The organism is Bradyrhizobium diazoefficiens (genome assembly GCF_016616235.1).
Taxonomy (GTDB): Bacteria; Pseudomonadota; Alphaproteobacteria; order Rhizobiales; family Xanthobacteraceae; genus Bradyrhizobium; species Bradyrhizobium diazoefficiens_H.
Genome location: NZ_CP067100.1, coordinates 1,400,430 through 1,424,485, shown reverse-complemented (window position 1 = coordinate 1,424,485; position 24,056 = coordinate 1,400,430). Strand labels below are relative to the sequence as shown.

Below are 24,056 nucleotides of genomic sequence, written 5' to 3'. Positions count from 1 at the left end.
CACCAGACCCGGAATCTCGAGATTCTCAGGTGCGCAATTGCGACCATAACTTGGTGCTCCGCACCACTCCGGAATGACGGCCGTTACTTTCATCGCGCGATGTCGTAACTCTGCGCCATGAACTATCGCCATGCCTTCCACGCCGGCAACTTCGCCGATGTCATCAAGCACATCGTGCTGGCCCGCATCATCACGTACCTGCAGGACAAGCCGGGGGCGTTCCGCATCATCGACACCCATGCCGGCGCCGGCCTGTACGATCTCGAAAGCGATGAGGCTCGCCGCGGCGGCGAGTGGCTGACGGGCATCGCACGGCTGCTGCAGGCGCGCTTGTCGAACGAGACCGCGGCATTGACAAAGCCCTATCTCGACATCGTCCGCGCCTTCAATCCGAAGGGCGAGCTCAAGGCCTATCCGGGCTCGCCGCTGATCGCGCGCGGCCTGCTCCGGCCGCAGGACCGCCTCGTCGCCTGCGAACTCGAGCCGAAGGCGCGAAGAGCGCTGATCGACGTGCTGCGCCGCGACGAACAGGCCCGCGTGGTCGATCTCGACGGCTGGGTCGCGCTGCCCGCCTTCGTGCCGCCGAACGAGCGGCGCGGCCTCGTGCTGATCGATCCGCCGTTCGAGGCCAAGGACGAGTTCGAGAAGCTCGGCGACGTCTTCGCGACCGCCTACGCGAAATGGCCGACCGGTATCTATGTAATCTGGTATCCCGCCAAGAGCCGGCGCGCCACCGACACGCTGGCGCAATCGGTGGCGCGGCTCGCAGCCGCAGCAAAGCCACCGGGAAAATGTCTGCGCCTCGAATTCAGCGTCGCGCCGCAAGCCGATGGTGCAGCGCTCACCTCCGCCGGGCTCCTCATCGTCAATCCGCCCTACACGCTGCAAGGTGAGCTCAAGACCATCCTGCCCGAGCTGGAAATGCCGCTCGGCCAGGGCGGCGCTGCCAGATTCCGATTAGAGGTGCCCAAGCCTTAACGCTACGCCGTAACACCCCGGCATTCTTGGGAAAAATATGCAGGAGCGGTAGTCAATCCGCAAAGAACCGTATTATGCTGTTTTCGTGACTGGCTTTGCGTTCCGCTTCCGCGAATGGTTGCGGCGGAGTGAAGGCCCTAAGAAAGTCCGACCGGACCGATGAGGTCCGCCCAAGGATGGCCAGCTCCCGGGCTTCGTAAGGCCCGGTCATGTCGTGACGTGAGTCTGCGTCGCGACGGAGGAGCAATGAGGGGGAGTTTCCCGATGGCCATGACGGGAACGGTCAAGTTCTTCAACGGCGAGCGCGGCTACGGCTTCATCAAGCCTGACGACGGCGGTCGCGATGTCTTCGTTCACATCACCGCGGTGGAGCGGGCGGGACTGAAGGACCTTGCCGAAGGACAGCGTATTACTTTCGAAGTCGAACCGGACAAGAAGGGGAAGGGACCCAAGGCGGTCAACTTGGTGATCCTCTCCTAGCGAGCCTACGCAAGACACCTGGCGCAAAAAAATCCCGGCCGCGAGCGGCCGGGAGGCTGTAGTCCGGTATTTTCTTCTTCAGCGATCAGAAGTGATAGTTCACGCCTGCGCGCACAACGCTGGCGCTGTAGCCATTTGACACGCCCGTAATTGCGAACTGGCTGGTCGACAGATCGATGTAGAGATATTCGAGCTTGGCGCTCCAGTTCGGCGCAAGACCGACTTCCGCGCCGGCACCGATGGTCCAGCCGGCCCTGGTGTGCGACTCGGTCCAGCCGAATGTCTGCCCGCGCAGCTCGCCGAAGGCGAGGCCTGCGGTGCCGTAAAACAGCACGTTGCTGAACGCATAGCCGGCGCGGCCGCGCAGGGTGCCGAACCAGGGATTTGAGAACTTCCATGGCGCGAAGGTGTCGTCGGCGCCTGTGGCCTGGATGTCGCCCTCGACGCCGAACACAAACGGGCCGTTCTGGAAATTGTAGCCGGCCTGCACGCCGCCGACGAAGCCGGACGGCTTTGCGGGATTGTTGTCGACCGAGCCCCATTCGTAACCGATGTTGCCACCGAGATAAGGACCGGCCCAGCTATACGCATTCAGCGGCTGATTGACGGTATAGGGCGCCCGCTGCCCGTAATTGAGATCGGCGGCCTCTGCCGAAGCTGTCCAGCCGGCTGCAACCAACGCGGCTGCGCCCACAACGAACCTCTTCATCGATACTCTCTCCAACACAACTGCCGCCCCCGCGGTGCCGCGCCGCCGCGCGAGGCCACCGCATGGTTACGGAACCACGACTTTTTCGCGTAGGATTTATCGAGAGTTTTAAGTTAAAGGCCTGTTAAGCCGGGTTACCGCGCTATTAACAGGCTTAAGCAAGCGTTACCGGAACTGCGCCGCCATCCCTGTGCGTGCGGCATGGCCGGAACTTCAAATCGGCACCCCCAGCGCCTAAATTCACTCCATGGTTCACGATTCCCCCGACAATCCGGACGAGCGCGCGCGCAAATCGCCCCGCCCTGCCGCGACCGACGCTCCGCCGGAGAGCCTGACGCCGCCGGACCTCGATCCCGCCACCAGCACCAGCGAGGACGAGGACGATGCGCTGCTGCCTGATATCCTCGAAGAGAGCGGCGCGGTCGGCGAAGGCCCGCTGGCGACCGGTCACGAGGCGATCGAGCGCGCGGTCCGGCTCGCCCCCACCTCGCCCGGCGTCTACCGGATGCTCAATGCCAACGGCGACGTGCTCTATGTCGGCAAGGCCAAGAACGTCAAAAAGCGCCTGTCGAACTACGCGCGCCAGAGCGCGCCGCAGCCGGCCCGCATCCTGCGCATGATCGCCGCCACCGTGACGGTGGAGATCGTTTCGACCAACACCGAGACCGAGGCGCTGCTGCTGGAAGCCAACCTCATCAAGCAGCTGCGGCCGCGCTTCAACGTGCAGCTGCGCGACGACAAATCGTTTCCCTATATCCTGATCACAGGCGACCATTGGGCGCCACAGATCCTGAAGCACCGTGGCGCGCAGACCCGGCCTGGCCGCTATTTCGGCCCGTTCGCCTCAGCCGGCGCCGTCAACCGCACCATCACCGCACTTCAGCGCGCGTTCCTGATCCGGTCCTGCACCGATTCCTTCTTCGAAAGCCGCAGCCGCCCCTGCCTGCTCCACCAGATCCGCCGCTGCGCCGGTCCCTGCACCCGCGAGATCGACTTTCCCGGCTATACGACGCTGGTGCGCGAGGCGACCGACTTCCTGTCCGGCAAGAGCCATGCGGTGAAGCAGGAGCTTGCCGGCGAGATGGAGAAGGCCTCGCACGAGCTCGAATTCGAGCGCGCGGCGCTCTACCGCGACCGCCTCGCCGCGCTGTCGGCGATCCAGTCGCAGCAGGGCATCAATCCACGCACGGTGGAGGAAGCCGACGTGTTCGCGATCCACCAGGAGGGCGGCTTCTCCTGCGTCGAGGTGTTCTTCTTCCGCACCGGCCAGAACTGGGGCAACCGCGCCTATTTCCCGCGCGCGGAGAAGACTTTTACGCCGGAGGAAGTGCTGGGGTCCTTCCTCGCCCAATTCTACGACGACAAGCCGCCGCCGAGAAACATCCTGCTCTCGCACGAGATCGAGGAAAGCGAGCTGCTCGCCAATGCGCTGTCAATCAAGGCCGGCCACAAGATCGAGGTCGCCGCGCCCAAGCGCGGCGAGAAGAAGGAGCTGGTCCTCCACGCATTGACCAATGCGCGCGAGGCGCTGGGCCGCAAGCTGGCGGACACCGCGACGCAGGGCCGCCTGCTGGACGCCATAGCCACCACGCTCAACCTCCCGCATCCGCCCAAGCGCATCGAGGTCTACGACAACAGCCACATCCAGGGCACCAATGCCGTCGGCGCGATGATCGTCGCCGGTCCGGATGGTTTCGTGAAAAACCAGTACCGCAAGTTCAACATCAAGTCCGAAGGGATCACGCCGGGTGACGACTTCGCCATGATGCGGGAGGTGCTGGAACGCCGCTTCAAGCGCCTGATCAATCCACCTGAGGAGGGCGTGGCCAAGGAAAACATCCAGGCGAAGGACGACGACTTCCCGCAATGGCCTGACCTCGTCATCATCGACGGCGGTCGCGGCCAGCTCAACGCCGTCAGGGAGATCTTTACGAATCTCGGCCTGACGCAGGTGTCGCTGATGTCGGTCGCCAAAGGGCCGGACCGGGATGCCGGTCGCGAGACCCTGTTCATGCCGGAGCGCGAGGCGATCAAGTTGGAGCCGCGCGACCCCGTGCTCTATTTCATCCAGCGGCTGCGGGACGAGGCCCACCGCTTCGTCATCGGCTCGCACCGCAAGCTGCGCAAGAAGGATATCCGCGAGGCCGGTTTGCAGGAGATTCCGGGCATCGGCCCGTCGCGCAAACGTGCCTTGCTGCACCATTTCGGAACTCTGAAGGAGATCGAACGGGCCTCGATCGCCGATCTCGGCAAGGTTCCGGGGGTCAGTGCCGAGAGCGCCCGCAGGATTTTCGAGTATTTCCATCCCCAGCCGGGATGAACTAAAGGGGACCCAAAGGCAGCCATTGGTCATATGGTCGTCGCATCCCGCACTCCATGTGGGAGGGACGGTTGACCTCAGGGCATCAGCGGTATTGGTAGGACGGATGAACATCGCCACGACACGAGGGACGACCAGCCGCGCGATGTCCCTCCCGAACATCCTGACCTATGGCCGGATCGCCGCGATCCCGGTCGTGGTCGGATGCATCTATGCGCAGTCGATCATGGACTATCCGCTGTGGCTGCGCTGGGTCGCGGTCGCCATCTTCATCGGCGCCGCGGTCACGGATTATCTCGACGGCTACTACGCACGGATCTGGAATCAGCAATCGGCGTTCGGCCGGATGCTGGACCCGATCGCCGACAAGCTCCTGGTCGCCTCCTGCCTGCTGATGCTCGCCGCCGACGGCATCATTCATGGCTGGTCGCTATGGGCCGCGATCGTGATCCTGTGCCGCGAGATCCTGGTCTCGGGCCTGCGCGAATACCTGGCCGCGCTCCGCGTCAGCGTGCCCGTGACCAAGCTCGCCAAGTGGAAGACCACCGTTCAGCTCGTCGCCATCGGGTTCCTGCTCGCAGGTCCGGCCGGCGATGAGGTCGTTCCGGTGGTTTCGCTGATCGGCCTCGTCCTGCTGTGGGCCTCGGCGCTGCTGACCATGTACACCGGCTACGATTATTTCCGCGCCGGCATCCACCACCTCATCAAGGAGGATGAGGCATGAAGGTGAAGTATTTCGCCTGGGTGCGCGAGCGCGTCGGCAAAGCCGAGGAGACCATCGAGCCGCCCGCGACGGTGCGCACCGTCGAGGAGCTGATCGCCTGGCTGTCCGGTCAAAGCGAGGCTTACGCTTATGCTTTCGAAAAGCCCAAGGTGATCCGCGCCGCGATCGACCACGCTCATGTCAGGTCGGACGCCATGATTGCGGGCGCCCGCGAGATCGCGTTCTTCCCGCCCATGACCGGCGGCTAGGCCATGACCTCCCCCGTTTGCCCCGTCGCCATCCGCATCCAGGAAGATGATTTCGACATCGCGTGCGAGATCGCGGCTCTGACCGGGGGCCGCACCGACATCGGCGCGGTCGTGAGCTTCTCCGGCATCTGCCGTGCCGACGAGGACAGCGCAAAGATCGCTGCGCTCACGCTCGAACATTATCCGGGCATGGCGGAGGAAGAGATCCAGCGCCATGTCGACGAAGCGACGTCACGCTGGCCGCTCAACGGAGTCACGGTGATCCACCGCGTCGGCCGCTTCATGCCGGGCCAGAACATCGTGCTGGTGCTCACGGCCTCGCAGCACCGCCAGGCGGCATTCCAGGCGGCCGAGTTCCTGATGGATTACCTGAAGACCAGCGCGCCCTTCTGGAAGAAGGAAGAGAGCGCCACCGGCACCGGCTGGGTCGAGGCCCAGGCCCGTGACGACGAGGCCGCCGCACGCTGGACCCGATCCTGATGGCAAGATCCTGATGGCAAGAGCGTCGAAAAAGACAACGCGCGGCCTCGCTGCACCGAAACTCGCGAAGGCCGCACCGAAACTCGCGAAGGTCGGCCGCGGCGAGCTGCTCACGCTGATCGATTTCGTCCGCTATGCAGTGAGCCGCTTCACAGCGGCGAAGCTTGCCTTCGCTCACGGCACCACCGATCCCGTCGCCGAGGCCGTGTTCCTGGTCTGCGAGGCCCTGCATCTGCATCCCGACCAGTTCGAGCTCTTCGGCCATGCCTGTGTCACGGCGGCGGAAGGCAAGACCCTGCTCGATCTCATCCATCAGCGCATCACGACGCGCAAACCCGCCGCCTATCTCGTCAACAAGATCTACATGCGCGGCCTGCCCTTCTATGTCGACGAGCGCGTCATCGTTCCGCGCTCCTTCATCGGCGAGCTGCTGGAGTCGCATTTCGGCGGCGACGGCGAAATAGGCTCGCTGATCGACGACCCCGCCGGGGTTGAACGCGTGCTTGATCTCTGCACCGGCTCGGGGTGTCTTGCGGTCCTCGCCGCGCATCATTTCCCGAATGCCACGGTCGACGCCGTCGACATCTCCAAGGGCGCGCTCGAAGTCGCCACGCGCAATGTCAGCGAGCACGGGCTCAATGACCGCATCACGCTTCACCGCGGCGATCTGTTCGCCCCGCTCGGCGATGCGCGGTATGACCTCATCGTCAGCAATCCGCCTTACGTCGATGCCGAAGGCATGGCAGCATTGCCGCCGGAATGCCGGGCCGAGCCGAAGCTCGCCTTCGATGGCGGCGCCGACGGTCTCGACATCGTCCGCCGCATCCTGCACGAGGCATCCGATCACCTCGCGCCGGATGGCGGCTTGATCTGCGAGATCGGCCGCGGCCGCGAGCTGGTCGACGAGGCGTTTCCGGAACTGCCGCTGCTCTGGCTCGACACCGAGGAGTCCGAGGGCGAGGTGTTCTGGATTTCGGCTGCCGATCTCGGCTGATCGGTCCCGGCAGCTTCGTTTCGCGCGGAACAAGTCAAATTCCGCCACGTTCATCCCCCGACGAATTTCTCGCTCTCGGAGGATGTCCGCATGCTCGCGCCATCGGGCGAATTGCTGCGCGCCGGAATGGCGCTCAAGCTCAACCATCTCAAGCGCGCCGCCCAGTCTTATCTGCGCGACCGCACCAGCCAGGCCACGGGCCGCGCGAGTTCCTATGCCGTGGCGGCCGGACTGTTCGCGGCGGCCGGGCTGTTCCTGATCGCAACCTTGTTCGTCGGCCTGATCGCCCTGTACCGCTGGGTCGCCATCACCTACGGACAATTCTGGGGCTTTGGCGCGGTCGCCGCGGTGCTGCTGGTGCTGGCCGCAATCTGCGCCGGGGTCGCGATGGCGCAAATGAAGCGCCGGCCCCGGCCGATCGTGCCGCTCGCCAGCCGCATGCGCGTGGCAATCGCCACGCCGCGGATCCCGCGCGGGACGGTCAAGCAGGCGGTAAAGGAGGTGGCCACGACGATTCCGCTGGCCCCGCTCGCGCCGGGCGAACGCAGCCATGGCAATACGTTCTCGGCGCGGACCAACCGCCCCGTGCAGCTCGGCCTGATGCTCGCCGCGATCGGGCTGCTGGGCGTCACGGCTGCACGCCGGAGGCGCCACGGTCACAGATCGGACGCCTGAGATGCAGGTGCGGCGCTCCGAGCAGCTCGATTCCTGGCTGCTGATTGCCGCCACGGCCGTCTTCGTCCTCACTGCGGAGCGCTATTTTCAGGAGTCCGGCCTGATCGGCTCGGGGCCTCCAAAAGACCACCGCAAAAGCGAGGCGAATTCACCGGAAACCAGCCCGGCGGGCGCGGCCATGCAGCCCGGCCACGGCCGCCGCTCCAAGAGCCCGTTCGCGATTCCCTGGGCCGGCTGGAAGGATATCTTCTGGCGCACCTATCAGCGCATCGACGAGGATCGCCTGCTCGCGACCGCCGGCGGCGTCGTGTTCTTCGGGCTGCTCGCGATCTTTCCGGCGGTGACCGCACTCGTCTCGGCCTACGGCCTGTTCGCCGATCCCTCGACGATCAGCGCCAATCTTCAGACGCTCGCGACGATGCTGCCCCAGGGCTCGTTCCAGATCGTCGAGGACCAGGTCGCCCGCGTGGTGTCGAAAGGCAATACGGCGCTCGGCGCCACCTTCCTGTTCGGCTTCGTGCTTGCGGTCTGGAGCGCCAATGCCGGCGTCAAATCGATCTTCGACGCCCTCAACGTCGCCTATGAGGAGCGCGAGAAGCGCAGCTTCATCCGGCTGAATCTGGTCTCGCTGGCCTTCACGGTCGGCGGCATCGCGGCGCTGCTGCTGATGGTGGGGGCCGTGGTCGCGTTCCCGCTCGCGCTCGATCACCTCGGCCTCGCGCCCGAAAGCAAGCTGATCGTCGCGCTCGCGCGATGGCCCCTGCTGTTCGTCATTCTGCTGGTGGCGCTTGCCATTCTCTATCGTTTCGCCCCCAGCCGCGACTCGCCGCGCTGGCAATGGCTGAGCATCGGCGCGGTGACGGCCGCCATCCTGTGGATTGCCGGTTCGGCGCTGCTGTCCTGGTATCTTTCGAAATTCGGCAACTACAACGCGACCTACGGCTCGCTCGGCGCGGCGATCGGGTTGATGATGTGGATGTGGATGTCGGCGATTGTCATCATGTTCGGCGCGGAGTTGAATTCGGAGATCGAGCGGCAGACCCTGCGCGATACCACCACCGGCCGCCCCAAGCCGCTCGGCAGCCGCGAGGCCGTCTCGGCCGACACGGTCGGCGCCACCGCGCCATCCTGACCTCGCCGCAATGAGGCCGCTATCCCCTCGAATCAACAATGATGTTAGGGTGATACGGCCGAGGGGAGCACGAGGCGTGACGGGTCCGGATAATGGCCCGTGTTTTCCCGGGGTGAAGCAGTCAGCTCTTTGAGGCGTAACGCGCGGCATGATTCGCATTTCGACGATCTTCATCGCCATCTGCATGGTTCTGGTCGCGGCCTCGCTCGGGCTGGTTCTCTACGCGGTCGCCGGCATCAGCGGCACCGAATCCGCGATTGTGGCGCTGACGGCGCTGACCTTCCTGATCCTCTACAACGCCGTGTCGATGCGGTTGCGCGACCGCAGCGACGTCGGCGGCCAGATCGCCGACCTCTCGCGCGGCACCGCCGATCTCGCTCGCCAGGTCGCCGAGTTCGGCCGCCGCCTCGCGGCGATCGAGGGACGGATCGCCTCGTCCAATTCGACCAACTCCGACCGCATCCAGTCGGTGGTCGGCGAGATCAACGAACTCGGCGGGCTGGTCAAGCAACTCGCCACCACGGTGTCGGCCCACGAGGACCTGCTGGCCGGCGCAGCGCCAGTGCCCGCTGCCGTTGCGCGGCCGGAATCGGAGGCGCCAATCGATTTGGCTGCATCCTTTGACGAGAAGCCGGTCGCCCCGCCCCCGCATCCCACGCCGCAAGCGCGGCCAGCAGCACCGTCGGTCCAGGCCCAGACCGCCAATCCGGCTCACGCCACCAACGGCCGTAATCAGACCCAGCTGCTGGCGACGCTGCGCAACGCGATCGACGAGAACCGCATCGACATCTTCCTCCAGCCGATGGTGACGCTGCCGCAGCGCAAGGTGCGGTTCTACGAGGCGGTGACGCGCCTGCGCGACGAGCGCGACCAGCTGATCGCGGCCGAGGAGTTCATCAGCATCGCAGAAGCCTCCGGGCTGATCGGGCGCATCGACAACATGGTGATGCTGCGCTGCGTGCAGGTGCTGCGGCGCCTGATGGTGCGCAACAAGGAGGTCGGCGTGTTCTGCAACGTCGCGGCCTCCACGCTGGGCAATTCCACCAGCTTCGCGCAGTGCCTCGACTTCCTCGAAGCCAACCGGGCGCTGGCGCCCTCGCTGGTGCTGGAATTCAAGCAGTCGACCTTCCGCAATCTCGGCCTGGCCGAGACCGAGAATCTCGCCGCGCTCGCCCAGCGCGGCTTCCGCTTCTCGATCGATCATGTCACCGATCTCAGGATCGAACCGCGCGAGCTCGCCGATCGCGGCGTGCGCTTCATCAAGGTGCCGGCGACGCTGCTGCTCGACCCCAGGCAGGCGTCCGCCTCGGACATCCATCCGTCCGACCTCTCCGACCTGCTCGGCCGCTTCGGCATCGACCTGATCGCCGAGCGGATCGAGGGCGAGCGCGCCGTGGTCGATCTGCTCGACTACGACGTGCGATTTGGCCAGGGCTTTCTGTTCGCACCGCCCCGGCCATTGCGACCGGAGGGGGCATCTGCTACCGGCGGGGCCGCGCCGAACCAGGCGCAGGACATCCAAGGATCCAATGGCTCCGCTTCCCCCAGCCCAGGCGCGGCGTCAGCCACGCCTCAACGCATCACCGGCAACGCGGCGCTCGCGCGCCGCATCTGATCGGCCGCGCGCATCATGACCACACTGCATTTCGCCGAAGGCTTGCGTGAGCTCGTGGGCGACGTCGAGGTCGTGCTCAGCGACATCTGGGGCGTGGTCCATAACGGCCTGGAATCGTTCCCCGAAGCCTGCGAGGCGCTGCACACCTATCGCAGTCGCGGCGGCACGGTGATCCTGATCACCAACGCGCCACGGCCGGCCGATTCCGTGCAGCGGCAGTTGCGCAAGCTCGGCGTTGCCGACGAGACCTATGACGCCATCGTGTCATCGGGCGATCTGACCCGGCTCTATGTCGCCGAGCATCCCGGAAGCAAGATGTTCTGGCTCGGCCCCGAGCGCGACAATTCGATCTATCGCGGCCTCGATGCGGCGACCGCGCCGCTGGAGGAAGCCGACTACATCGTCTGCACCGGCCTCTATGACGACGAGACCGAAACGGCGGAGGACTACCGCAGCATGATGCTGAAGGCGCGCGAGCGCAAGCTGACGCTGGTCTGCGCCAATCCCGATATCGTGGTCGAGCGCGGCGACCGGCTGATCTATTGCGCCGGCGCGATCGCGGAGCTCTACCGCGAGCTCGGCGGCGAGGTGATCTTCTACGGCAAGCCGCACCGGCCGATCTACGAGCGCGCGATGCGGCTGGCGGGCGAGCGCCAGGGTCATATGATCGACCGGAAGAAGGTGCTGGCGATCGGCGATTCCGTCCGCACCGACCTCACCGGCGCGCGCGAGTTCGGCATCGACTGCCTGTTCGTGACCCGCGGCATCCATTCCGAGGAGTTCGAAGGTCTCGACCAACTCGACCCGAAGTCCGTGCTGGAATTGTTCGGCCATCCGCCGAAGGCGCTGATGCGCGAATTGAAATGGTGATCGACGCAGTAAGCCCGGGACAAGCCCGGGCTCTTCAAATTCAGGCGATGGAACCGAACTGCGCTTACGCGCTCGCCATGTCCGGGAAGACCGCTTCGATCTTGGTCTTCAGCGTCGCCGCGTTGAACGGCTTGACGATGTAATTGTTCACGCCGGCCTTCTTGGCCGCGATCACGTTCTCGGTCTTCGACTCGGCCGTGATCATGATGAAGGGCGTGGTGGCGAGGTTGGGGTCCGCGCGCACTTCGCGCAGCAGGTCGTAACCGGTCATCGGCTCCATGTTCCAGTCGGAAATCACGAGCCCGTACTTCTTGCCGCGCATCTTGTTCAGAGCCGCCGAACCGTCGCTGGCATCATCGATATTATCGAAGCCAAGCTGCTTCAGCAGATTCCTGATGATACGGATCATGGTGCTATAGTCATCCACCACCAGAACCGGCATCGACAAATCAACCGCCATCTCGACTCCCCCAACGCATACCCAGGAATATTACGATCGGACCTGCCAGGCCGGAGCCCGGCGATTCCACACTCAAGGACTAGCACCAAGGCGTTAAACAGCCCGTTAACTGCGGACGCCTCCGAAGAATTGAAATGGTGTTCAATTCGGGTCGCACCCCTGCCGCTTGACTTCATCCGGCCGGTCGCGCCACGGTCCGGCCGATCCCCGCCGGCTCCGAGAATTCCCCTGATGGCCCAGCCTTTTACCGTTATCCGCGATACCACGCCGGATTCCGCCATTCCCCGGGGCGCCGTGGTCGCCATGGGCAATTTCGACGGCGTTCATCTCGGCCATCGCGCGGTGATCGCGGCGGCCCTGGAAATGGGCCGGACGCATGGCCGCCCTGCGCTGGCGTTGACCTTCGAGCCGCACCCGCGGCGGTTTTTCAGCCCCAACACCCCGCAATTCCGCCTGACCGACGAGCGAGCCAAGCTGCGGCTTCTGGCCGGCACCGGCCTTGCCGGCGCCGTGGTCATGACCTTCGACAAGGCCCGCGCCGGCACCAGCGCGCAAGATTTCATTCACCATGACCTGATCGGGCGGCTCGGCGTCAGCGGCATCGCGGTCGGCTACGACTTCCATTTCGGCAAGGGCCGGGTCGGCTCACCAAGCCTGCTTGCGAACGAAGCGCCCAGGCTCGGCATCGAGATCGACGTGCAGCCGCATGTCGATATCGACGAGCGGCCGGTCTCCTCCAGCGCGATCCGGATCGCGCTCGCCGAGGGCCTGCTCGACGAGGCCACCGCCATGCTGGGCGCGCCCTGGTTCATCACCGGCGAAGTGATCCACGGCGAGAAGCGCGGCCGCAACCTCGGCTATCCCACCGCCAATATCCGCCTCGACGCCAATTGCGGGCTCAAGCACGGCATCTATGCGGTGCGGGTCGGCTGCGGCGCTGAGCGCCTCGATGGCGTGGCGAGCTTCGGCCGCCGCCCGACCTTCGACAACGGCGCGCCCCTCCTGGAAATCTTCCTGTTCGACTTCAAGGGCGACCTCTACGGCCAGACGCTCGACTGCGCCTTCGTCGGCTTCATCCGCGAGGAGCTGAAATTCGACAGCCTGGAGGCCCTGATCCGCCAAATGGACGACGATTCCGCCCGCGCCCGCGCCATGCTGGCCGCTGCCCCGGACGCGTTTCCGCGGCTTGGCGTGATCGATTGAGGCCCAAAACCGGTCTCGCCGGACCTTTGCGCTTCCCTTGGCCCCCTGCTATGGAGAGCCCATGTTTGCGCGGCGCGTCATAGGGATTAGCGGCCCGGCTTCCGCCTGAGCCTGAAGGCTCGGCGCAAGACCGGGATTTCGTCGTTTTCACCCGCGATTCCGCATCGCCATCTGTTCCCCGCGCCCGTCCGAGCCAGTCAGCCTCATGTCCGAAAAGCCGCAAAAGTCCCAAAAGTCTGAAGCCAAAGACTATTCCAAGACCCTGTTCCTGCCGCAGACCGAATTCCCGATGCGCGCAGGCCTGCCGCAGCGCGAGCCGGAGATCCTGAAGCGCTGGTACGAGATCGGCCTCTACGAGAAGCTGCGCGAAAGTGCGAAGGGCCGCGCCAAGTTCGTGCTGCATGACGGCCCGCCCTATGCCAACGGCAACATCCATATCGGCACGGCGCTGAACAAGATCCTGAAGGATCTCGTCACCAAGAGCCAGCAGATGCTCGGCTTCGATTCCAACTACGTGCCCGGCTGGGACTGTCACGGCCTGCCGATCGAGTGGAAGGTCGAGGAGGAGCACTATCGCAAGAAGGGCAAGCAGAAGCCCGACTTCCGCGACAGTGCCGCGATGATCGATTTCCGGAAAGAGTGCCGCGCCTACGCCACGCACTGGCTCGGCGTGCAGCGCGAGGAATTCAAGCGCCTCGGGGTGATCGGCGATTGGGACCATCCCTACGCCACCATGAGCTATCCGGCCGAAGCCCAGATCGCACGCGAGCTGATGAAGTTCGCCGCCAACGGCACGCTCTATCGCGGCTCCAAGCCGGTGATGTGGAGCGTGGTCGAGAAGACCGCGCTGGCCGAGGCCGAGGTCGAATACGAGGACTACACATCCGATACGGTGTGGGTAAAGTTCCCGGTCACCTCGCCCGCGCATGGCGCGCTCGCCTCCGCAAGCGTGGTGATCTGGACCACCACGCCCTGGACGCTGCCGGGCAACCGCGCCATCTCATTCTCGCCGAAGATTGCCTACGGCCTCTACAAGGTCACGGATGCACCTGCGGACAATTGGGCCAAGACCGGCGACCTGCTCATCCTCGCCGACGCCCTTGCTGAAGAAGTCTTCAAGCAGGCGCGCGTGACGGCCTTCGAGAAGGTCCGCGACATCCCCGGCGACACCATGGACGCGATCGAATGCGCCCATCCACTGAACGGCCTCGCCGGCGGCTACGACTTCATCGTTCCGCTGCTGCCCGGCGATCACGTCACCGACGACACCGGCACCGGCTTCGTGCACACGGCGCCCGGCCATGGCCGCGAGGACTTCGACGCCTGGATGGCGCAGGCGCGCGATCTCGATGCGCGCGGCATCAACACGGCAATCCCCTATACCGTCGACGAGAACGGCACCTACACCGATCATGCGCCGGGCTTTGCCGGCAGGCGCGTCATCAACGACAAGGGCGAGAAGGGCGATGCCAACGAGGCCGTGATCAAGGCACTCATCGAAAGAGGCATGCTGCTCGCGCGCGGCCGGCTCAAGCATCAATATCCGCACTCCTGGCGCTCCAAGAAGCCGGTGATCTTCCGCAACACGCCGCAATGGTTCATCGCGATGGACAAGGATGTTGCTGCAAACGGCAAAACCAAGTCCGGCGATACGCTGCGCGCCCGCGCGCTGCACGCGATCTCGGTGACGCAATGGGTGCCGCCGTCGGGCGAGAACCGCATCAACGGCATGATCGAGGCCCGCCCCGACTGGGTGATCTCGCGCCAGCGCGCCTGGGGTGTGCCGATCGCCGTGTTCGTGCGCGAGAAGGGTGACGGCTCCGCCGAGATCCTTCAGGACGAGGCCGTCAACACGCGCATCGGCGACGCCTTCGCGAAGGAGGGCGCCGACGCCTGGTACGCGCAAGGGGCGCGTGAACGTTTCCTGGGCGCGCGTGCGAGCGAGGACTGGCAGAAGGTCGACGACATCCTCGACGTCTGGTTCGACTCGGGCTCGACGCACGCTTTCGTGCTCGAAGATCCCGTGCATTTCCCGGGCCTCGCCGGCATCAAGCGCAAGGTCGACGGCGGCACCGATACCGTGATGTATCTGGAAGGTTCGGATCAGCATCGCGGCTGGTTCCACTCCTCGCTGCTGGAGAGCTGCGGCACGCGCGGCCGGGCTCCCTACGACATCGTGCTGACCCACGGCTTCACCCAGGCCGAGGACGGCCGCAAGATGTCGAAGTCGCTCGGCAACACCATCGAGCCGCAGGCCGTCATCAAGGAATCCGGCGCCGACATCCTGAGGCTCTGGGTCGCATCCTGCGACTATACGGACGACCAGCGCATCGGCCCGGAGATCCTGAAGAATACGGTCGAGACCTACCGCAAGCTGCGCAACACCGTGCGCTGGATGCTCGGCACGCTGCATCATTATAAGCCGACTGAGGCGGTCGCCCCGGCCGAGATGCCCGAACTCGAGCGGCTGATGCTGCACGAGCTCGCGGTGCGCGCCGCCGCTATCGACAAGGCCTATCGCGAGTTCGATTACAAGACCGTCGTCGCGATCCTGTCCGCCTTCCTCAACAGCGAGCTCTCGGCGTTCTATTTCGACATCCGCAAGGACACGCTTTATTGCGATCCGCCGTCCTCGTTGACGCGAAAGGCGACGCTGACCACGATCGACCTGCTCTGCGCCTCGATCCTGAAATGGCTGGCGCCGATCCTGAGCTTCACCGCGGAGGAGGCTTGGCGCATGTACCGGCCCGATGCCGAACCGTCGGTGCATCTGACGCTGTTCCCGAACGATCTCGAACGCTTTCGCGACGACAAGCTCGCCGCGAAGTGGGAGACCATCCGCAACGTCCGCCGCGTCGTCACCGGTGCGCTCGAGCTCGAACGCGCCGCCAAGAACATCGGCTCGTCGCTGGAGGCCTCGCCGGTGATCTATGTCGCCGACAGGGACATGCAGATGACGCTGTTCGACATCGATCTCGCCGAAGTCTGCATCACCTCGAATTACGAGGTGCGCGAGGGCGAGGCGCCGGCCGATGCATTCCGTCTCGATGCCGAGCCCGGCGTCGCGGTCATCGTCGAGAAGGCCGTGGGCACGAAGTGCGCCCGCTCCTGGAAGATCTCGCCAATGGTCGGTGAGGACCCTGAATATCCCGACGTCACCCCGCGCGACGCCAAGGCGCTGCGCGAATGGAAGGCGTTGGGGGTGAGCGTCTGATCCCAGCCATGACCCCGCTCCGCGCCGGCATCCTCGCGGCAATGGTCACGCTCGTGGCCGACCAGGCTTCGAAGCTCTGGCTGCTGAACGTGTTCGACCTCGCCCGCCTCGGCGTGGTGAGGGTGACGTCGTTCTTCGACCTGGTGCTGGCCAAGAACGTCGGGATCAGCTTCGGCTGGCTGCAGAACGACGGCCAGGCGGCGCAGCTCGCGCTGATGGCCGTGAAAGTCGTTGCAGTGGTCGCCTTGGCGATCTGGATGGTCCGTTCGCAAACCCGGCTTGCGACCGTCGCTCTGGGACTGATCATCGGCGGCGCGATCGGCAACGGCATCGACCGCTTCGCCTACGGCGCGGTGATCGATTTCGCCCTGTTCCATATCGAGATCGGCGGAAATACCTATAATTGGTATGTGTTCAACCTCGCGGACGTGGCCATCGTTGCTGGGGTGGCGGCGCTATTGTATGATTCCTTCCTGGGGGTACCCGCCGCAAAAGCGCCCTGATCCCGGCCGATACGGGCGGGCGGGTGGAACCCCGTTTTTGCGACGGTTGGCCGCGCGCGAGCGGCAATCTGCCACAATATGGAACAGGTACATGCGCAGCTCGAAGACCAGCGGTTCGATGGTTCGCGATCCCCAATCGGGGTTCTGGCGGGCGTTGAAATTATCCGCGGTCGCGCTCGGCATCGGTCTCGTCATGTCGGCAGGTGCGGCCCGCGCCGGTGACGACGAAGATGACGACATGACCTTCGAAGAGAAGCTCATCGACAACCTGATGTCCGGCATCGGCGCCAAGAGCATGGAAAAGCCCGGCATCGAATACCGCGAGCGCTCGCCGCTGGTGGTACCGCCGAAGCTTGACCTGCCGCCGCCAGCCGAGACCCAGGCCAAGAATGCGCCTAACTGGCCCAAGGACCCCGACGAGAAGCGCCGCAAGGAAGCCATCGCCGCGCGGAAGAAGGCCGTCAAGGCGACGGAGAACTGGCAGGCCGGCCGCACACTTTCGCCGGCCGAGATGGAGGTCGGCAGGACCGCAGCACCCGAGCGCACCAGCAATGATCCGATCCAGCCGGGCACCAACGGCAACCCATCGCTCAGCCCCGCCCAGCTCGGTTTCACCGGCGGTCTGTGGGGCATGCTGAAGGGCGGCACCCCCGAAGAAAAGCAATTCACGTCCGAGCCGCCGCGCCAGTCCCTGGTCGAGCCGCCGCCGGGCTACCAGACACCGTCGCCGAACTACGCCTATGGCGCCGGCAAGGACAATACGAAAAAGACCTACTTCGACATCATGTCGGGCAAGGACAAGGAACAATAGCGTTCCGTCCGGCCGCGACATCCTGACACGAGCGGAGCTGGCGCCGGCGGCCCTGCACGTCCGGACGCGAGCGATAAATTGCTCATCAGTAACTTGCCTACGCGTTGAGTTCTCTGCTTCGTGACGCGAAGCCTCAGCCGCGCGGCGTAGCATACCGCGCTACCGAGCCGGAGATCCGGACCTCGGCCTTTCACAGGGATCATGATGTCTTCTTACCGATCGGCTGCCTGCCTCATTGCCGCGCTGCTTTCGACGAGTGTCCTCTCGGCCAGCGCCGCCCTCGCCCAGACCACGGTGACATCGGCTCCGCCGGCCAGCTTCACGCTTCCCAACGGCATGCAGGTCGTGGTGATCCCCGATCACCGCACGCCCGTGGTCACCGAGATGATCTGGTACAAGGTCGGCTCGGCCGACGAGACGCCGGGCAAATCCGGGCTCGCGCATTTCCTCGAACATCTGATGTTCAAGGGAACCTCGAAGCACCCGGTCGGCGAATTCTCCCAGACCGTGCTCCGCGTCGGCGGCAACGAGAACGCCTCGACCTCGGTCGACTACACCAACTACTACCAGCGCGTAACGAAAGAGCAGCTGCCGATCATGATGGAGTTCGAGGCCGACCGCATGACCGGCCTGATCCTCAAGGACGAGAACGTGCTGCCCGAGCGCGACGTCGTGCTCGAAGAGTACAACATGCGCGTCGCCAACAATCCCGACGCGCGGCTCAACGAGCAGATCATGGCCGCGCTCTATCTCAATCATCCCTACGGCCGGCCGGTGATCGGCTGGCACCAGGAGATCGAGAAGCTCGATCGCGAGGATGCACTCGCCTTCTACCGCCGCTTCTACGCGCCGAACAACGCGATCCTGGTGATCGCCGGCGACGTCGAGGCCGCCGACATCCGCCCGCTGGTCGAGCGCAATTTTGGCTCGATCCCCGCGCAGCCCGCGATTCCGGCACGCCGCATCCGGCCGCAGGAGCCGGAGCCGGCGGCGCCACGCACCGTCACGCTGGCCGACCCCCGCGTCGAGCAGCCGAACCTGCGCCGCTATTATCTCGTGCCCTCGGCGACGACAGCCGCGGCCGGCGAGAGCGCCGCGCTCGACGTGCTGGCGCAGCTGATGGGCAGTGGCAGCAATTCCTATCTCTACCGCGCCCTCGTCGTCGACAAGCCGCTCGCGGTCTCCGCCAGCGCCAGCTATTCGAGCATCTCGCTCGACCCGACCCAGTTCGCGATCTCGGCCGCACCAAAGCCGGGCGTCAGCTTTACCGAAGTCGAGCAGGTGGTCGACGGTGTCATCGCCGGCATCGCGCAGAACCCGATCCGTGCCGAAGACCTTGAGCGGGTGAAGACTCAGCTCATTGCAGAGGCGATCTACGCTCAGGACAACCAGGCGGTGCTGGCGCGCTGGTATGGCGGCGCGCTGACCACGGGCCTTTCGGTCGAGGACATCAGAAGCTGGCCCGACCGCATCCGCGCGGTCACCGCCGAGCAGGTTCGCACCGTTGCGCAGAAATGGCTCGAGAAGAAGCGCTCGGTGACCGGCTATCTCATCAAGGACACCGCCACTGCCAAGCGCGAGGAGAAGCGTTCGTGACCTATCCCTTCCTTCGACGCGTTGCATTCTCCGTTGTCGCCGGCACGGCGCTCGCGCTGGCGGCCGTCTCGCCGTCGCAAGCGGCCGCAAAGATCCAGCGTCTGGTCTCGCCCGGCGGCATCGAGGCCTGGTTCGTCCAGGACGCAACCGTGCCGCTGATCGCCATGGAATATTCCTTTGCCGGCGGTTCGGCGCAGGATCCCAAGGACAAATCGGGCGTCGCCAATCTGGTCGGCGACCTCCTCGACGAAGGCTCCGGCGATCTCGATTCCAAGACCTTCCATGAGCGGCTCGACCGCCGCGCCATCGAGCTGTCCTTCAGCGCCACCCGCGATACGTTCCGCGGCAGCTTGCGCATGCTGCGCGACAACAAGGACGAGGCATTCGACCTGCTCAGGAGCGCGCTGACCTCGCCGCATTTCGACACCGCCGATGTCGAGCGCATCCGCTCGCAGGTGATCTCCGGCCTGCGCCGCGAGACCACCAACCCGAGCTCGTTGGCGAGCCGAAAATTCCTCGAGGTCGCCTTTGGCGATCATCCCTATGGGCGGCAGACCAATGGCACGCTGGAGAGCGTGCCGACCATCACCGTCGCCGACCTGAAGGATTATGTCGGTCGGGTGCTCGCCAAGGACGGGCTGAAGATCGCGGTGGTCGGCGACGTCGATCCCGAGACGCTCGGCAAGCTGCTCGACCACACCTTCGGCAGTCTTCCCGCCAAGGCCAATCTGACGCCGGTTCCCGACATCGAGGCGGAGAAGCCGCCGCAGCGCGCCTTCGTGACGCTCGACGTGCCGCAGACCGTCATCACCTTCGGCGGTCCCGGCGTGAAGCGCAGCGATCCCAACTTCATGGCGGCCTACGTCGTCAACCACATCCTCGGCGGCGGCGGATTGTCCTCGCGGCTCTATCGCGAGGTGCGCGAGAAGCGTGGCCTCGCCTATTCGGTGTTCGAATCGCTGCTCTGGATGGAGCATTCAGCGGTCTTCATCGGCAATACCGGCACACGCGCCGACCGCGCTGGCGACACTATCGACGCGATCGAGAAGGAAGTGCGCCGCATCGCCGAGGAGGGCCCGACGCAGAAGGAGCTCGACGAGGCCAAGTCCTACCTCAAGGGCTCGCAGATGCTGGCGCTCGACACCTCCTCCAAGCTCGCCCAGGCGCTGCTGCAATACCAGCACGACAAGCTGCCGATCGACTATATCGAAAAGCGCAACGCCATCGTCGATGCGGTGACGCTGGACGACGCCAAGGAAGCCGCAAAGCGCCTCTGGGGCCAAGGCCTCCTGACCGTCGTCGTCGGTCGCGCCCCGCAGGCCGCCGCGCAGCCGGCGGCGGCGATGCCGAAGTCGAACTGATTTTCCGGACGCCTCCTGCAATGGCCGGGCTCGCCCGGCCATTTGCGTTTGGCATGAGCGCCATTGCCGAACGTGGACGTCCGCGATATGTCCGGAACATCACGAATGGTGTTCCCATGCTGCGGATATCCCGCGATCTCGTCATCGACGAGGACGACATCGAGATCGGCTTTGTCCGCGCCTCCGGCCCGGGCGGGCAGAACGTCAACAAGGTCGCGACCTCGGCCCAGTTGCGCTTTGACACGCGCAAGCTGACCATCCCCGACGACGCAGCGATCCGGCTCGCCCGCATCGCCGGCCAGCGCATGACCAAGGATGGCGTGATCGTGATCCACGCCCAGCGCTTCCGCACTCAGGAGCGCAACCGGCAGGACGCCATCGACCGGCTCACGGAGATGCTGCGCGAGGCCATGGTGCGCCCCGTCCCGCGCCGCGCAACGCGGCCGACCTACGCCTCCAAGCAGCGCCGGCTCGAGGGCAAGAAGCGCCGCAGCGACGTCAAGGCGAAGCGCGGACGCGGTTTCGACGATTAGACCACCGAAAAATCTCCGGCCGCAAGGCGACCGGAGATTTGCCGTTTCAAGGATTGGGCATCAGTAGCGCTTGCCAGTGGCAGCTCCGCCCGGAGCGGAATCGTCGGCCGTACCCTTGTGCGCCGCGCTGCCGGTGGTTCCGGCGGTACCCTTCGTACCCTTGGTCGACTTCATGCCCACCTTCTCGCCTGCGGTCCCCTGCTGCGCGCCGACATCATCATCCTCGCTGCCCATGGTCGCGCCGCCTTGCATGGGTTTGCTTTGCACGGTGCCGCCCGGCCTAGCGCCAGATGACGTACCTTGCGCGAGAACGGGCGTCGCAATCAGGACCGAGAGAGCGCATGCGATCGCGGAGGTCTTCACCAACTTCATCCATTTCTCCTGGATTTTTCGCGATGAACGGTTCGGTTGCTTGCTGCGCCGCTCGCCTGCACCGGACCGCTCCATCGCAAAGAGAGTTCGAGCGACGCGGTCGTGATGCAACCCCTGTGGTGTGTTGATCGTTTAGGAATTTCGCGGCCGTTTCGCGGAATTGCGCTCCACATATGCGACCGCCCGCGGATGCACGCCGCATTCATCGCAGCTGCCCGAGGCCAATAATTTCCCACATCTGGTATGTGGGAAGCGCGACCTTCCCCATGCATTTGTTGCGGGGCAGAGTTAGACTGGGACATTCGCTGAGTGAACCCATGCCCGTCCGCCAACTTCCCGAACAGATCGTTAATCGCATCGCCGCCGGCGAGGTGGTCGAGCGTCCAGCGAGCGTGGTCAAGGAACTGGTCGAGAATGCGATCGATGCCGGCGCAAGCCGGATCGACGTCTTTACCGATGGCGGCGGCCGTCGGCGGATCGGCATCACCGACGACGGCAGCGGCATGACCGCAAAAGACCTCGCGCTCGCGGTCGAGCGCCACGCGACCTCAAAACTCGACGACGAGGATCTGCTCCAGATCCGCACCCTCGGGTTCCGCGGCGAGGCGCTGCCCTCGATCGGCTCGGTGGCGCGGCTATCGATCACCACGCGGCATGCGAGCGAGCCGCACGCCTGGGCACTCAATGTCGAGGGCGGCGAGAAGTCCGAGATCATGCCGGCGGCGCTGGCGCATGGCACGCGTGTCGAAGTCAATGAGCTCTTTTATGCAACGCCGGCGCGGCTGAAATTCTTGAAGACCGACCGTACCGAGGCGGAAGCGATCCGCGAGGTGGTGCGGCGCCTCGCAATGGCACGGCCCGACATTGCTTTCACGCTGGCGGGCGAAGAGCGCGCTCCGGTGACCTGGGCTGCAGCGTTGCCAGGCGCTGCGGGTCGCTTGACGCGGCTCGGCGACATCCTGGGCGTGGAGTTCCGCAGCCATGCTTTCGAAGTCCATGCCGAGCGCGGAGGCGTTATCGTTGCCGGCTATGCCGCGGCGCCGGCGCTGACCAAGGCCAACGCGCTCGGGCAATATCTTTTCGTCAACGGCCGGCCGGTGCGCGACAAGCTGATCCTGGGGGCGGTGCGCGGCGCCTATGCCGATTACCTGCCGCGCGACCGTCATCCAGTGCTGGCGCTGTTCGTCACGCTCGATCCGCGCGAGGTCGACGCCAACGTGCATCCGGCCAAGACCGAGGTGCGCTTCCGCAACGCCGGCCTTGTCCGCGCGCTGATCGTGCATGGACTGAAGGAGGGCCTCGCGCGTGAGGGCCGCCGCACCGCCGCCAATAGCGGCGAGAGTGCGCTGTCCTCGTTCCGGCCGGCCTTTACGCCGCAACGCCCCGCAAGCTGGGACTGGCGCGCCTCGCCGTCCGCTCCGGTCGCGCCGATGACGCCATTCGACGGCTCCGCCGCGCCCGCTTTCGCGGAGAGCGCCCAGGCAGCATTCGACGTCGGCGCACCGAGCGCTGATGTGCGGATCGAGACGCAGCCAACGGCTGACCTCGTCGATCGCCCGCTCGGCGCGGCGCGCACGCAGATCCACGAGACCTATATCGTCTCGCAGACCCGCGACGGCCTGATCATCGTCGACCAGCACGCCGCGCATGAGCGCATCGTCTATGAGCGGCTGAAGGCCTCGCTGGCCACCAACGGCGTGCAGCGGCAGATCCTCTTGATCCCCGAGATCGTCGAGATGGACGAAGCCACCGTAGAGCGCCTGCTGGCGCGCAGCGAAGAGCTGGTCTCGTTCGGCCTCGCCATCGAATCCTTCGGCCCCGGCGCGGTCGCGGTGCGCGAGACGCCCTCGCTGCTCGGCAAGACCAATGCCGGCGGCCTCTTGCGCGATCTCTCCGAGCACATGGCCGAATGGGACGAGGCGCTTCCTCTCGAACGTCGCCTGATGCACGTCGCCGCCACCATGGCCTGCCACGGCTCGGTGCGCGCCGGCCGCCGGCTGCGGCCAGAGGAGATGAACGCCCTGCTCCGCGAGATGGAGGAGACGCCGAACTCCGGCCAGTGCAATCACGGCCGGCCGACCTATGTCGAGCTGAAGCTGAGCGATGTGGAGAAGCTGTTCGGGCGGAGATAGCTCCGGTCGTATAGGATGGGTAGAGCGAAGCGAAACCCGTCAATTCTACCGACGCGGTGAGACGATGGGTTTCGCTTCGCTCTACCCATCCTACGACTTCTTCAAAAAAACAAACTCCGTGTCATCATACGCCCGCCGCTCCAGCTCCCCGAATCCTTCCGGCGTCACGAACTGCGCGGCTTTGGCCTCTTCCACCACCAGCAGCGCGCCCGGCGTCAGCCAGCCGCCGTCGCGCAAGGACGCCAGCGCCTTCTCCGCAAGACCCTTGCCGTAGGGCGGATCGAGGAACACCAGCGAGAACGGCTCGACGGGATGCGCAGGGCCGAGGTCGGTCGCATCGCGGCGATAGACTTTTGTCACGCCACCGAGGCCGAGTGCCTCGACATTGTTGCGCAGCAACGCGCGCGCCTCCGCGCCGTTGTCGACGAACAGCGTGAACTTCGCGCCGCGCGAGGACGCCTCGATGCCGAGCGCGCCGGTGCCGGCAAAGAGATCGAGCACGCGCGCGTCCTCAATCGGATTGTCATAGGCGTGCAGGAGGATGTTGAACACGGACTCGCGCAGGCGGTCCGCCGTGGGGCGGATGTCGCGCGAGGACGGTGAGGCGAGATTGCGCCCCTTCAAACGACCGCCGACGACGCGCAAG

The 24,056-nt window shown here is 65.3% G+C and carries 23 protein-coding genes; 19 read left to right on the top strand and 4 right to left on the bottom strand.

The features are described from left to right. Positions 1–117: 117 nt before the first annotated feature. Both JJB99_RS06730 and JJB99_RS06725 read left to right on the top strand, forming a co-directional pair. Positions 118–978, top strand: a complete 861-nt coding sequence (locus JJB99_RS06730) for a 23S rRNA (adenine(2030)-N(6))-methyltransferase RlmJ (RefSeq protein WP_200498031.1) — start codon at positions 118–120, stop codon at positions 976–978. A gap of 264 nt (positions 979–1,242) precedes the next feature. Beyond that, on the top strand, positions 1,243–1,458 hold the full coding sequence (locus JJB99_RS06725) for a cold-shock protein (RefSeq protein ID WP_008544396.1): 216 nt from the start codon (positions 1,243–1,245) through the stop codon (positions 1,456–1,458). A gap of 85 nt (positions 1,459–1,543) precedes the next feature. Here JJB99_RS06725 and JJB99_RS06720 read toward each other — a convergent pair whose 3' ends face one another. Further along, on the bottom strand, positions 1,544–2,167 hold the full coding sequence (locus JJB99_RS06720) for an outer membrane protein (protein ID WP_200498030.1): 624 nt from the start codon (positions 2,165–2,167) through the stop codon (positions 1,544–1,546). Positions 2,168–2,414: 247 nt separating this feature from the next. Here JJB99_RS06720 and uvrC point away from each other — a divergent pair, with 247 nt between their 5' ends. From uvrC to JJB99_RS06675, 9 genes are all read left to right on the top strand, one after another. Beyond that, on the top strand, positions 2,415–4,487 hold the full coding sequence (gene uvrC, locus JJB99_RS06715; protein WP_200498029.1) for an excinuclease ABC subunit UvrC: 2,073 nt from the start codon (positions 2,415–2,417) through the stop codon (positions 4,485–4,487). A gap of 106 nt (positions 4,488–4,593) precedes the next feature. Next, positions 4,594–5,211 carry a CDP-diacylglycerol--glycerol-3-phosphate 3-phosphatidyltransferase gene (gene pgsA / locus JJB99_RS06710; protein WP_200498028.1) on the top strand — a complete coding sequence of 206 codons (618 nt, stop codon included), beginning with the start codon at positions 4,594–4,596 and terminating at the stop codon, positions 5,209–5,211. Next, on the top strand, positions 5,208–5,459 hold the full coding sequence (gene moaD, locus JJB99_RS06705; RefSeq protein ID WP_200498027.1) for a molybdopterin converting factor subunit 1: 252 nt from the start codon (positions 5,208–5,210) through the stop codon (positions 5,457–5,459). The genes pgsA and moaD overlap by 4 nt, the downstream gene beginning before the upstream one ends. Positions 5,460–5,462: 3 nt before the next feature. Then, the gene (locus JJB99_RS06700; protein ID WP_200498026.1) at positions 5,463–5,939 is read left to right on the top strand and encodes a molybdenum cofactor biosynthesis protein MoaE; all 477 of its coding nucleotides are present in this window, start codon (positions 5,463–5,465) and stop codon (positions 5,937–5,939) included. A gap of 13 nt (positions 5,940–5,952) precedes the next feature. Continuing rightward, on the top strand, positions 5,953–6,933 hold the full coding sequence (gene prmB, locus JJB99_RS06695; RefSeq protein ID WP_200498025.1) for a 50S ribosomal protein L3 N(5)-glutamine methyltransferase: 981 nt from the start codon (positions 5,953–5,955) through the stop codon (positions 6,931–6,933). A 90-nt stretch (positions 6,934–7,023) separates the two neighbouring features. Further along, on the top strand, positions 7,024–7,608 hold the full coding sequence (locus tag JJB99_RS06690) for a phage holin family protein (RefSeq protein ID WP_200498024.1): 585 nt from the start codon (positions 7,024–7,026) through the stop codon (positions 7,606–7,608). Between the two features lies 1 nt (position 7,609). Continuing rightward, positions 7,610–8,740 carry a YihY/virulence factor BrkB family protein gene (locus JJB99_RS06685; RefSeq protein WP_200498023.1) on the top strand — a complete coding sequence of 377 codons (1,131 nt, stop codon included), beginning with the start codon at positions 7,610–7,612 and terminating at the stop codon, positions 8,738–8,740. 148 nt (positions 8,741–8,888) lie between these two features. Continuing rightward, positions 8,889–10,355 (top strand): EAL domain-containing protein, encoded by a 1,467-nt coding sequence (locus JJB99_RS06680; RefSeq protein ID WP_200498022.1) that lies wholly within the window; start codon positions 8,889–8,891, stop codon positions 10,353–10,355. Positions 10,356–10,370: 15 nt separating this feature from the next. Then, the gene (locus tag JJB99_RS06675) at positions 10,371–11,225 is read left to right on the top strand and encodes a TIGR01459 family HAD-type hydrolase (protein ID WP_200498021.1); all 855 of its coding nucleotides are present in this window, start codon (positions 10,371–10,373) and stop codon (positions 11,223–11,225) included. A gap of 64 nt (positions 11,226–11,289) precedes the next feature. Here the strand turns inward: JJB99_RS06675 and JJB99_RS06670 are convergent, their stop codons facing one another. Further along, positions 11,290–11,685, bottom strand: coding sequence for a response regulator (locus tag JJB99_RS06670; protein WP_027551917.1), 396 nt, complete (start codon positions 11,683–11,685; stop codon positions 11,290–11,292). A gap of 231 nt (positions 11,686–11,916) precedes the next feature. Here JJB99_RS06670 and JJB99_RS06665 point away from each other — a divergent pair, with 231 nt between their 5' ends. The 7 genes from JJB99_RS06665 to arfB all read left to right on the top strand — a co-directional run bounded on the left by JJB99_RS06665 (position 11,917) and on the right by arfB (position 20,906). Further along, positions 11,917–12,888: a bifunctional riboflavin kinase/FAD synthetase gene (locus tag JJB99_RS06665; RefSeq protein ID WP_200498020.1), complete on the top strand. Its 972-nt coding sequence runs from the start codon at positions 11,917–11,919 to the stop codon at positions 12,886–12,888. Positions 12,889–13,093: 205 nt separating this feature from the next. After that, positions 13,094–16,102 (top strand): isoleucine--tRNA ligase, encoded by a 3,009-nt coding sequence (gene ileS / locus JJB99_RS06660; protein WP_200498019.1) that lies wholly within the window; start codon positions 13,094–13,096, stop codon positions 16,100–16,102. Between the two features lie 8 nt (positions 16,103–16,110). Continuing rightward, positions 16,111–16,605, top strand: coding sequence for a signal peptidase II (gene lspA, locus JJB99_RS06655; protein WP_200498018.1), 495 nt, complete (start codon positions 16,111–16,113; stop codon positions 16,603–16,605). 91 nt (positions 16,606–16,696) lie between these two features. Continuing rightward, positions 16,697–17,416 (top strand): hypothetical protein, encoded by a 720-nt coding sequence (locus tag JJB99_RS06650; protein WP_200498017.1) that lies wholly within the window; start codon positions 16,697–16,699, stop codon positions 17,414–17,416. A 201-nt stretch (positions 17,417–17,617) separates the two neighbouring features. After that, positions 17,618–19,012 (top strand): M16 family metallopeptidase, encoded by a 1,395-nt coding sequence (locus tag JJB99_RS06645; protein WP_433995751.1) that lies wholly within the window; start codon positions 17,618–17,620, stop codon positions 19,010–19,012. Next, complete coding sequence (locus JJB99_RS06640; RefSeq protein WP_200498016.1) at positions 19,009–20,373, top strand: M16 family metallopeptidase; 1,365 nt, start codon at positions 19,009–19,011, stop codon at positions 20,371–20,373. The genes JJB99_RS06645 and JJB99_RS06640 overlap by 4 nt, the downstream gene beginning before the upstream one ends. A gap of 116 nt (positions 20,374–20,489) precedes the next feature. Then, positions 20,490–20,906: an alternative ribosome rescue aminoacyl-tRNA hydrolase ArfB gene (gene arfB / locus JJB99_RS06635; RefSeq protein ID WP_200498015.1), complete on the top strand. Its 417-nt coding sequence runs from the start codon at positions 20,490–20,492 to the stop codon at positions 20,904–20,906. 60 nt (positions 20,907–20,966) lie between these two features. Here arfB and JJB99_RS06630 read toward each other — a convergent pair whose 3' ends face one another. After that, positions 20,967–21,278 carry a hypothetical protein gene (locus tag JJB99_RS06630; protein WP_200498014.1) on the bottom strand — a complete coding sequence of 104 codons (312 nt, stop codon included), beginning with the start codon at positions 21,276–21,278 and terminating at the stop codon, positions 20,967–20,969. Positions 21,279–21,595: 317 nt separating this feature from the next. Here JJB99_RS06630 and mutL point away from each other — a divergent pair, with 317 nt between their 5' ends. Next, positions 21,596–23,410 (top strand): DNA mismatch repair endonuclease MutL, encoded by a 1,815-nt coding sequence (gene mutL / locus JJB99_RS06625; protein ID WP_200498013.1) that lies wholly within the window; start codon positions 21,596–21,598, stop codon positions 23,408–23,410. Positions 23,411–23,500: 90 nt separating this feature from the next. Here the strand turns inward: mutL and rsmD are convergent, their stop codons facing one another. After that, positions 23,501–24,055, bottom strand: a complete 555-nt coding sequence (gene rsmD / locus JJB99_RS06620) for a 16S rRNA (guanine(966)-N(2))-methyltransferase RsmD (RefSeq protein ID WP_200498012.1) — start codon at positions 24,053–24,055, stop codon at positions 23,501–23,503. Between the last annotated feature and the right edge of the window lies 1 nt (position 24,056).

What these genes read in the sequence shown, in the direction of transcription:
- JJB99_RS06680 (WP_200498022.1), top strand. Translation starts at nt 8,889, where the DNA reads ATGATTCGCATTTCGACGATCTTCATCGCCATCTGCATGGTTCTGGTC.
- JJB99_RS06685 (WP_200498023.1), top strand. Translation starts at nt 7,610, where the DNA reads ATGCAGGTGCGGCGCTCCGAGCAGCTCGATTCCTGGCTGCTGATTGCC.
- prmB (WP_200498025.1), top strand. Translation starts at nt 5,953, where the DNA reads ATGGCAAGAGCGTCGAAAAAGACAACGCGCGGCCTCGCTGCACCGAAA.
- JJB99_RS06700 (WP_200498026.1), top strand. Translation starts at nt 5,463, where the DNA reads ATGACCTCCCCCGTTTGCCCCGTCGCCATCCGCATCCAGGAAGATGAT.
- arfB (WP_200498015.1), top strand. Translation starts at nt 20,490, where the DNA reads ATGCTGCGGATATCCCGCGATCTCGTCATCGACGAGGACGACATCGAG.
- ileS (WP_200498019.1), top strand. Translation starts at nt 13,094, where the DNA reads ATGTCCGAAAAGCCGCAAAAGTCCCAAAAGTCTGAAGCCAAAGACTAT.
- JJB99_RS06720 (WP_200498030.1), bottom strand. Translation starts at nt 2,167, where the DNA reads ATGAAGAGGTTCGTTGTGGGCGCAGCCGCGTTGGTTGCAGCCGGCTGG.
- JJB99_RS06670 (WP_027551917.1), bottom strand. Translation starts at nt 11,685, where the DNA reads ATGGCGGTTGATTTGTCGATGCCGGTTCTGGTGGTGGATGACTATAGC.
- JJB99_RS06675 (WP_200498021.1), top strand. Translation starts at nt 10,371, where the DNA reads ATGACCACACTGCATTTCGCCGAAGGCTTGCGTGAGCTCGTGGGCGAC.
- lspA (WP_200498018.1), top strand. Translation starts at nt 16,111, where the DNA reads ATGACCCCGCTCCGCGCCGGCATCCTCGCGGCAATGGTCACGCTCGTG.
- JJB99_RS06630 (WP_200498014.1), bottom strand. Translation starts at nt 21,278, where the DNA reads ATGAAGTTGGTGAAGACCTCCGCGATCGCATGCGCTCTCTCGGTCCTG.
- JJB99_RS06665 (WP_200498020.1), top strand. Translation starts at nt 11,917, where the DNA reads ATGGCCCAGCCTTTTACCGTTATCCGCGATACCACGCCGGATTCCGCC.
- uvrC (WP_200498029.1), top strand. Translation starts at nt 2,415, where the DNA reads ATGGTTCACGATTCCCCCGACAATCCGGACGAGCGCGCGCGCAAATCG.
- JJB99_RS06730 (WP_200498031.1), top strand. Translation starts at nt 118, where the DNA reads ATGAACTATCGCCATGCCTTCCACGCCGGCAACTTCGCCGATGTCATC.
- mutL (WP_200498013.1), top strand. Translation starts at nt 21,596, where the DNA reads ATGCCCGTCCGCCAACTTCCCGAACAGATCGTTAATCGCATCGCCGCC.
- JJB99_RS06725 (WP_008544396.1), top strand. Translation starts at nt 1,243, where the DNA reads ATGGCCATGACGGGAACGGTCAAGTTCTTCAACGGCGAGCGCGGCTAC.
- moaD (WP_200498027.1), top strand. Translation starts at nt 5,208, where the DNA reads ATGAAGGTGAAGTATTTCGCCTGGGTGCGCGAGCGCGTCGGCAAAGCC.
- JJB99_RS06650 (WP_200498017.1), top strand. Translation starts at nt 16,697, where the DNA reads ATGCGCAGCTCGAAGACCAGCGGTTCGATGGTTCGCGATCCCCAATCG.
- JJB99_RS06645 (WP_433995751.1), top strand. Translation starts at nt 17,618, where the DNA reads ATGATGTCTTCTTACCGATCGGCTGCCTGCCTCATTGCCGCGCTGCTT.
- pgsA (WP_200498028.1), top strand. Translation starts at nt 4,594, where the DNA reads ATGAACATCGCCACGACACGAGGGACGACCAGCCGCGCGATGTCCCTC.
- JJB99_RS06690 (WP_200498024.1), top strand. Translation starts at nt 7,024, where the DNA reads ATGCTCGCGCCATCGGGCGAATTGCTGCGCGCCGGAATGGCGCTCAAG.